This window comes from Streptomyces sp. NPDC059816, assembly GCF_042732055.1.
In the GTDB taxonomy this organism is placed as follows: Bacteria; Actinomycetota; Actinomycetes; order Streptomycetales; family Streptomycetaceae; genus Streptomyces.
This window is the reverse complement of sequence record NZ_JBHWIQ010000033.1, coordinates 73,089-80,141: the sequence shown is the minus strand read 5'-3', so window position 1 is coordinate 80,141 and position 7,053 is coordinate 73,089. Positions and strand designations below refer to the sequence as shown.

The following is a 7,053-nucleotide window of genomic DNA, read 5'->3' as shown; positions in this document are numbered from 1 at the left end:
GCCGGTCACCCGCGGGTGACAGGCAGCGGCCGGGTCCACGGTCAGCGCACGCTGCTCAGCGAGAGCGCGAACCGGCCGGCCCGGTCCGTCCACCAGTGGGTGCGTTCCAGTCCCGCGGCGGCCAGCTCCGCCCGGACCCCGTCCTCGCGGAACTTCGCGGAGACCTCCGTGCGCAGCTCCTCACCGGCGGCGAAGTCCACGGCGAGGCCCACCGCCGGGATCTTCACCGTCACACCGGTACGGGCCCTCAGCCGCATCTCGATCCACTCACGCTCGGCGTCCCACACGGCCGCGTGCGCGAAGTCGTCCGGGTCGAAGTCACCGCCCAGCTCACGGTTGATCACGGTGAGGACGTTCTTGTTGAACGCGGCCGTGACCCCCGCCGCGTCGTCGTAGGCGGCGACGAGCGTCTCCTCGTCCTTGACCAGGTCGGTGCCCAGCAACAAGGCGTCACCGGGCGCCATGAGCGAGCGCACCGCACCGAGGAACGCGGCACGCTCCTCGGGCAGCAGATTGCCGATCGTGCCGCCGAGGAACGCGATCAGCCGCGGCCCCGGAGCGTCCGGCAGGGCGAACGCCCCGGTGAAGTCGGCGATCAGCGCGTGCACCGAGAGCTCGGGCCGCTCGGCCAGCAGCGCCGCACCCGCCTGTTCGAGTGCGCTCCCGCTGACGTCCACCGGAACGTAGGCCCGCAGGTCGACGAGCGCGTCCAGGAGGTGACGGGTCTTGTCCGACGATCCCGAGCCCAGCTCGACCAGGGTCCGGGCGCCGGTCGCCGCGGCGATCTCGGGGGCGCGGTCGAGCAGGATTTCCCGCTCGGCGCGCGTCGGATAGTACTCCGGGAGCGTGGTGATCCGGTCGAACAGCTCACTGCCCCGGGCGTCGTAGAACCACTTCGGCGGCAGGGTCTTCGGGCTGCTGGTCAGACCGGACAGCACATCGGCGCGCAGGGCCGCTCCGGTGGTGTCCTCGGGAAGGGTGCGGGTGACGCGGAACGGGCTCACGCGACGGGCTCCTTGAGCGGGGTCAGCTGGACTTCGGCGGGCGTGGCGGTCACCAGGGTCCGGTCGGGCACCCGCCGCCAGCGCGGATCGTCGTCGTAGGGTTCCGAGGCCACGACCGTACCGCCGTCGGGCCCGGACCGGACGTACAGGGAATCGCCCCAGGTGGTCGCGGCGATGGAGTCCCCGTCGGTGAGTAGCAGGTTCAACCGCGAGCCGGGGGCCGCCCTGGCGACGTCCGTCACGGTGTCGGCGAGCGCCTGCCCCGGGGGGTCCCCGTCGGTCAACCGGCGCAGCACCAGCGCCCAGACCAGCGCCGCGTCGCACCGGGCCGCCAACGACAACAGGTCGGCGGGCGGCAGGTCGGCGGCGAGCGGCGCCAGCGCATCGGGCCAGCCGGTCACCGCACCGTTGTGGCTGAACAACCAGGGACCCGAGGCGAAGGGGGCCGCCGCGGCCTCCCCGTCGGGGTCCGCAACGGTCGCGTCCCGGACCGCGGCCAGCAGCGCCCGGGTGCGCACCACCCGGGCCAGGTCCGCGAACGACAGGTCGGCCCAGATCGGCCCGGAGCGTCGGTACCGGGCGGGCACCGGATCACCGTCCGCGTACCACCCCACCCCGAAGCCGTCCGCGTTGACCGTGCCGTACCGCTGGTGACGTGGCGCCCAGGACTGGTGGTACAGCGCGCTCGGCGGTGTTCGCAGCACCGAACCCAACGTCACTTCAGCTCCTAGATAGGCGATGTGACGACACATCAGATCCCCTCCCCGAAGGCCTCGTCGGCCGGCGTCAGGTCCCGGGCGGTGCGGAACCCCGAGAAGATCTGCCGCCGGATCGGATGGTCCCAGTTGCGGAACGTTCCCCGGCAGGCCACCGCGTCCACGGCGAACGAGCCGCCCCGCAGCACCTTGTAGTCGCCCCCGAAGAACACCTCCGAGTACTCGCGGTAGGGAAACGCGGCGAACCCCGGGTACGGCAGGAAACCGCTGGACGTCCACTCCCACACGTCCCCGATCAACTGCCGTATCCCCAGCGGGGACTCCCCGGCCGGATAGCTTCCCGCGGGCGCCGGCCGCAGATGCCGCTGACCGAGGTTGGCGTGCTCGGGCCCCGGATCGGCGTCCCCCCACGGATAGCGGGTGGACCGACCCGTCGCCGGGTCGAAGCGGGCCGCCTTCTCCCACTCCGTCTCGGTCGGCAACCGCCGCCCCGCCCAGCGAGCGTAGGCGTCCGCCTCGAACCAGCCGACGTGCACCACCGGCTCCTCGGCCACCACCGGCTCGGTGGCACCGAACCGGCGACGCAGCCACGTCCCGCCCTCACGGCGCCAGAACAGCGGGGCGCTGATCCCCCGCGAACGGACGTGGTCCCAGCCGCGCGGCTCCCACCACCGCGGGTCCTCGTAGCCGCCCTCCTCGATGAACACCTGGTAGGCCCCGTTCGTCACGGGCGTCGTGTCCAGGAAGAACGCCGGGACCAGCCGGTGGTGCGCCGGACGTTCGTTGTCCAGGGCCCACGGCTCCGCGGACGTCCCCATGGTGAACGGACCACCCGGAACCAGCACCTCCGCGGGCCCCGTGAACCCGGCCGCCGGCTCCGGGTCCGGCGCCGTCAGCACGACGGGACCGGTGCGCAACTGATGGGTGATGAGCATCGTCTCGTCGTGCTGCTGCTCGTGCTGGGCGATCATCCCGAAGGCGAAACCCGCGTCGGTCAGCGGGGAACCGTGCAACGGGGCGGAGTCCAGGACGTCGAGGGCCCGGCCGCGCACCTCCGCGGCGTAGGCGCGGGCCTCTGAGGGCGGCAGCAACGGCAACGTCGGCCGCTCGGCGCGCGGATGCTCGAACGCGTCGTACAGCGGGTCGATCTCCGGACGCATCGCGGCCCGTCCCGCCACGGCCCGCAGCAACCACTGCTCCTCCTGGTTGCCGATGTGCGCGAGGTCCCACACCAGGGGTGACATCAGGGGCGAGACCTGCGCGGTGAGCTCGCCCTCCTGCACGCAGTCGGTCAGCAGGGAGGTCCGGTCACGGGCGGCGAGCAGCGCGGTCCGCGCACGATCCCGCAGCACGCCCGGGTCGCCCGAGAGGGCGGTGGACTCGGTCATGCGGTCAGGTCCTTCCCGTGCTGGACGAAGCCCTCGATCAGGTCGTCGGCGGGGCTCCGCCCCTGGAACACGTAACGCTCCGCGTACGCGGCCACGGCGGCCTCGACGCGTGCCGAGGCGCCGATGCGGGGCAGTGCGGCCAGCGCGGCGTCGAAGCAGGTGACGGCCGCCTCCCGCAACTCCTGGTCGGTGAGCCCGGCCCGGGCGGCGGTCAGCCACAGTTCACTGCCGGGTGCCGGGGCGCCCCGGGTGCGCTCCGTCAGGGACTTCACACACCGGTAGGCCGTCTCCGCGGCCTCGGGATCGTCGAAGAGCGCGGTCGTCACCGCCAGCGGTACCGTCCACCCGTCCTCCCCGCTCTGGGCGTCGATCATCCGCAGTTCCAGGTGGCCGCGCGGTCGCACCGGCGGGAACAGGGTGCTGATGTGGTAGTCGAGGTCGTCGCGGGTCGGCGGGCGGGGGAGCGCGCCGCGTATCCAGTCGCGGAACGTCACGCCCTCGGGGACCAACCAGGGCCCGCCCTCGGTGCGCACGCACATCACGGGGGCGTCCAGCACCCGACGGGCCCAGCCGACCCGCGGGTCCTCGTCCAGCGGCGGCGCGGCGGAGCGGCCGGGTTCGATGTCCGCCCACAGGGCCTGCCGGGTGGAGCGCCAGCCCGTCAGACGTGCCTCGGTCAACGGTGAGTTCGCGAAGGCGGCGACCAGCACCGGACCGAGCAGATGGGCGAGGCGCCAGCGGCGCCCCAACCCCAGGGGCCCGGGTTCCTCGAACCCGGCGTCCAGGCACACCTGCACCGACGCCGAGGAGCACATCATGACGCGTCCGGCGGGACCCGCGCGGTCCAGGTACGTCTCCATGGCCGCGTACCGGGGGGCCCGTAGCCAACGGACCGGCTCCCGCCACGGGTCGGTGCCGATGCCCGCCAGGGCGAGTCGCAGGGGGCGGAGTGCGGCGCGTACCGCCGCGAGGTCCGCGGACACCGCCGTCACGCACTCCATCAGTGAGGCGGCGGGTGCGGAACTCAGTTCCAGTTGGCCGCCCGGCTCGACGGTGAGCGCCGAGTTCAGGGGCAGCGTCCGCAGCGCGGTGTAGGCCTCGTCCAGGCGGGCGCGCGGTACGCGTTCGTGCGGTCGGTCGGCCGGGCGGACCAGCCATTCGAGCTCGACGCCGACGGTGCGAGGTGGTCCGGTCTTGAAGCAGATGCCTCGGACCAGCGCTTCGACGTCCGCGTCCGAGACCAGTGCGACGGACTGCGTACAGTCTCCTTCGGTCATTGTCGGGACCCTCCAGATCCTCGGGTGGAGATCCTGGGACCGCCCGGGGCCGGCAACGGCCCGGTCGGTCCTGCCCATCCACCCAAGACGGTCGGCGCCGCCCGCACAAGAGTGCCCGTGCGTAGCCGAAATCGTACGGAAGCCAGGTGTTTCGGCCGTACGGCACGGGCGCTCGCCCGAGTCGCACCCGGCACGGGGTGCTGGGCACCAGCATGGGGGAGGGGCACCGCACCCGCGACTCCGGTGGACCGGTGGGCGGCGACGGGGGCGGTCGAGCCGGGGGCGCGCGGGTCGCGCGGCGACCGGTGGCCGAGGGGAGCGGTGGGCGCCGGCCCCGATCGGGCGCGAGGTGGCGCCGGTCCGGCCCGCGGGTCGGCGCGTCGGCCCGCCGTCCGGACCGTTCCCGATGTCCGACCGCGCACCCGGGGCGCCCGCGCGCCCGGTCGCGGTGCCCGCCTCCGCGCCGGCGCAACCCCGACGCCGCCCCTCCCGCACGGTGTGCGCCCCGCAGGGGGCAGGTGCACCGGGGCTCGGCGCTGTACACGTGTCTACGGAAGGCGCCCGATTTCTACGATCATCATCGGATCCCTCATGGCCCCTTTTGCACCGATCGGGTGATACACACCCCGAGCCGTCCGACGCCCCCCACGGGAACCGGGCCGACTACCCACCGAGCCCGCCGAGCCGGTCCCCGGACCCGGGGTGACGGCCCGCCCGGGCCCTCAGGACCACCCGTACCGGTCGCGCAGACGCGCGGCGACCCCGTCGAACCGGGCGCGGTCCAGGGCGCACGCCTCCCGACGCATCCCGTCCTCGTGGACCCGCAACACCCGGTCGGAGTCCACCCACGAGTCACGCCCCTCGCGGTCCCAGGAGCCACTGCCGATCGGCAGCCACTCCCGGTCGTCGTGCCGCTTGCTCGACAGGGGAACGGCCAAGAGGCTGCCGCTGGCCTCACGGGCGACGATGAGCACCGGACGGTCCTTGCCGCGCCCGTCGCCCTCCTCGAACGGCACCCAGGTCCACACGATCTCGCCCGGATCCGGATCGCCGTCGTGGGCGGGCGCGTACTCGGTGCGGACCTCCCCAACGGAGTGCGGGGCGACCTCGGAAGTGGCGTGCGGCCCGGTGCGGCCCGGCGTGCTGAGGGCGTCGCCCTCGGGGGAAGCGGTCATGTGGGCCACCGTAGGGGGGACGTGCCCGCCCCGCCGGATGGAGCCCCCGGACGGGTGACACCACCGCGCCGCGAACGGCGCCGATGACGTCCCCGTAGCCCCACCTCCCGGGCAACGACCCTGGAATAGACAGGAGTTGGCCGGTTCCAGGTAGGCCGAAAATGCCGCCTGGTCCCATGGAAGGATGCGGAGCGTCATGGTGCAGATACCCGAGCAGCCCGTCATGCGCGTTACCGATGAGTCAGCCGAGCGGGAGCCCGTACCGCGGCGTGCCCCGCGCTCCCAGGAATCCCACTCCGCGAGGCCCGTACGCAATACCGTGCCCGCCCAGTCCCGCTCCTCCCCGCGCCCCCTCGCCCGCGCGGTGCCCACCAGTGCCGACGTGGCCCGGCTCGCAGGGGTCTCGCGGGCGACCGTCTCCTACGTCCTCAACAACACCAGTGCCGTACGGATCAGCGAACCCACCCGGCGCCGCGTGCACGCAGCCGCCAAGGAACTCGGCTACGTTCCGCACGCCGCCGCCCGCAGTCTGCGGGCGGGCCACAGCCGGATGGTCCTGATGCCGACCCCGGCCGTTTCGGTCGGCCCCCTCTACAGTCGTTTCCTCGGCGAACTCCAGTGGGCCCTGGGCCGGTTGGACTACACCGTCGTCCAGTACGGACGGGTCGGACTGACCGGTGAGGAAGCGGCCCGGGCCTGGGCGGAGTTACGGCCCGTCGCCGTGCTCGCCCCCGGAGCCCACGACCTGGGACCGCGCAGCGTGTCCCTCCTCAAGAGATCCGGAGCCCGAGCAGTCATCACCCTGGGACCCCACCAGGTGACCGGGGCCCACGCCCTGCTGATGGACCAACACGCAGTGGGCCGCACGGCGGGCCAACACCTCGTCGCACGCGGACGCCGTCGCATCGGCGTCGTCATCCCCGAGGAGAAGGGACTCGAAGCGTTCTCACGGCCGCGCGCCGACGGCGTCCGTGAGAGTGCGGAGGGATCCGGAGCCGAGGTGGTCGACGTACCGCTGCGCTACGACGAGGTGTCCGCCGCCCGGCTCGCCGCCCGATGGCGGGACCTCGGACTGGACGGCACCTTCGCCTACAACGACGAGTACGCGATGCTGCTGATGCGGGCGCTCCAGGACGAAGGCGTCCAGGTGCCGCACGACACGGGCATGGTGGGCGCCGACGACCTGATGCTCGGACGGCTGCTGCGCCCCCGACTCTCGACGGTGCGCACCGAACTGCCCTCCGGTCAGGAACTCGCCGGACTCGTCGACCGGGTCGTCCACGACCCCGCGGCCGAACCCCTGACCAGACAGCTGATGGGAGCGGCCCTCGTGGAGCGCGAGAGCGGGTGACCCGCCACCGGCCGACTCCCGGCCGGACACCTCCGTCCACTCGGCCGGGCGGTTGCGATGACGCTGCTCCACCGTCCCCGCAACCGCCCGGCCCGCATGTGCGCGGCGCACCGCCGGACGCGTTCGCCACCCACCGCAACCA

The 7,053-nt window shown here is 73.4% G+C and carries 6 protein-coding genes and 1 pseudogene; 2 read left to right on the top strand and 5 right to left on the bottom strand.

Features of this window, described 5'->3' with window-relative positions:
- Positions 1 to 41 precede the first annotated feature (41 nt).
- The 4 genes from egtD to egtA are packed head-to-tail and all read right to left on the bottom strand — an operon-like array spanning position 42 to position 4,385.
- Complete coding sequence (gene egtD, locus ACFV88_RS31770) at positions 42 to 1,004, bottom strand: L-histidine N(alpha)-methyltransferase (RefSeq protein WP_385495559.1); 963 nt, start codon at positions 1,002 to 1,004, stop codon at positions 42 to 44.
- Positions 1,001 to 1,756 (bottom strand): ergothioneine biosynthesis protein EgtC, encoded by a 756-nt coding sequence (egtC, locus tag ACFV88_RS31765; RefSeq protein ID WP_385495558.1) that lies wholly within the window; start codon positions 1,754 to 1,756, stop codon positions 1,001 to 1,003. Before egtC ends, egtD begins: the two co-directional genes overlap by 4 nt.
- Positions 1,756 to 3,108: an ergothioneine biosynthesis protein EgtB gene (egtB, locus tag ACFV88_RS31760; protein ID WP_385495557.1), complete on the bottom strand. Its 1,353-nt coding sequence runs from the start codon at positions 3,106 to 3,108 to the stop codon at positions 1,756 to 1,758. Before egtB ends, egtC begins: the two co-directional genes overlap by 1 nt.
- Complete coding sequence (gene egtA / locus ACFV88_RS31755) at positions 3,105 to 4,385, bottom strand: ergothioneine biosynthesis glutamate--cysteine ligase EgtA (protein WP_385495556.1); 1,281 nt, start codon at positions 4,383 to 4,385, stop codon at positions 3,105 to 3,107. The genes egtB and egtA overlap by 4 nt, the downstream gene beginning before the upstream one ends.
- 212 nt (positions 4,386 to 4,597) lie before the next feature.
- Here egtA and ACFV88_RS31750 point away from each other — a divergent pair.
- Positions 4,598 to 5,005: pseudogene (locus ACFV88_RS31750) on the top strand (hypothetical protein); the annotation flags it as partial.
- 102 nt (positions 5,006 to 5,107) lie between these two features.
- On the opposite strand, the gene ACFV88_RS31745 reads toward ACFV88_RS31750, so the two are convergent.
- Positions 5,108 to 5,560, bottom strand: a complete 453-nt coding sequence (locus ACFV88_RS31745; protein ID WP_385495555.1) for a type II toxin-antitoxin system PemK/MazF family toxin — start codon at positions 5,558 to 5,560, stop codon at positions 5,108 to 5,110.
- Positions 5,561 to 5,756: 196 nt separating this feature from the next.
- Between ACFV88_RS31745 and ACFV88_RS31740 the strand changes: the two genes are divergently transcribed.
- Positions 5,757 to 6,911, top strand: a complete 1,155-nt coding sequence (locus ACFV88_RS31740) for a LacI family DNA-binding transcriptional regulator (RefSeq protein ID WP_385495554.1) — start codon at positions 5,757 to 5,759, stop codon at positions 6,909 to 6,911.
- Positions 6,912 to 7,053 lie beyond the last annotated feature (142 nt).

What these genes read in the sequence shown, in the direction of transcription:
- egtC (WP_385495558.1), bottom strand. Translation starts at nt 1,756, where the DNA reads ATGTGTCGTCACATCGCCTATCTAGGAGCTGAAGTGACGTTGGGTTCG.
- egtB (WP_385495557.1), bottom strand. Translation starts at nt 3,108, where the DNA reads ATGACCGAGTCCACCGCCCTCTCGGGCGACCCGGGCGTGCTGCGGGAT.
- egtA (WP_385495556.1), bottom strand. Translation starts at nt 4,385, where the DNA reads ATGACCGAAGGAGACTGTACGCAGTCCGTCGCACTGGTCTCGGACGCG.
- ACFV88_RS31745 (WP_385495555.1), bottom strand. Translation starts at nt 5,560, where the DNA reads ATGACCGCTTCCCCCGAGGGCGACGCCCTCAGCACGCCGGGCCGCACC.
- ACFV88_RS31740 (WP_385495554.1), top strand. Translation starts at nt 5,757, where the DNA reads ATGGTGCAGATACCCGAGCAGCCCGTCATGCGCGTTACCGATGAGTCA.